Source organism: Vibrio sp. 1402, assembly GCF_033340275.1.
In genome coordinates this window covers 1-648 of record NZ_JAWOWE010000354.1, presented here as the reverse complement: position 1 = coordinate 648, position 648 = coordinate 1, and the positions used below count along the sequence as shown (strand labels likewise).

General features: G+C 48.0%; 1 pseudogene. It reads right to left on the bottom strand.

The features are described 5' to 3' along the window. Positions 1-648 (bottom strand): annotated as a pseudogene (locus tag R7044_RS26030) (DUF3372 domain-containing protein); the annotation flags it as partial.

The following is a 648-nucleotide window of genomic DNA, read 5'->3' as shown; positions in this document are numbered from 1 at the left end:
TTTTTTAACGGTTGGGCGTTCGTAGTCGCTCCAGCCTTGTGGCATCAAGCTTGGATCATCCAAATCGATCACTTGAGAGTACATCGAATTTTTCGATAAGCTCAGAGAGTATGGATCGGTGACCAAGCGAGTTTCGATGACGCCCGTTGTTGGGTGGTAAACTTTAACTTGGTAACGGTAGTATTTGTTGACGACGTTGCTTTGCGCTTCAGAAACCCAGATACCAGTTGCTGAATCTTCTTTCATCGCAACGGTTGTTTCTTCTTTCAGATTCTCGTCATAGATGATCAGAGCAACGTCTTGTGCTGTTGGCGCCCAAAGTTTGAAGGTTGCTGCGCCGCCTTCCACAATCGCACCGAGTTCTTGGCTAATTGCGTTACCTGCCTTGGAGTCGGCAAACACCGCATCCAAAACGCCCGGCTCTTGCACTTCAGTTGCAGAAATAACGTCGCCATTTGCGTTGTAAGCCACCATGACGATTTGTGATTTCAGAATCGTACGTAGGGTTGCATCGTCCACATCAATGCCAGCGGCTTGAAGGCTTGCAAGGTGGCGGAAACGAGATTTAAGACCGTCAGACAACTCACCAGCTTTTGTCAGCTCAACCGCTGTACCGCCAGAGATTTGCTTATCTTCATCCATTTTGAT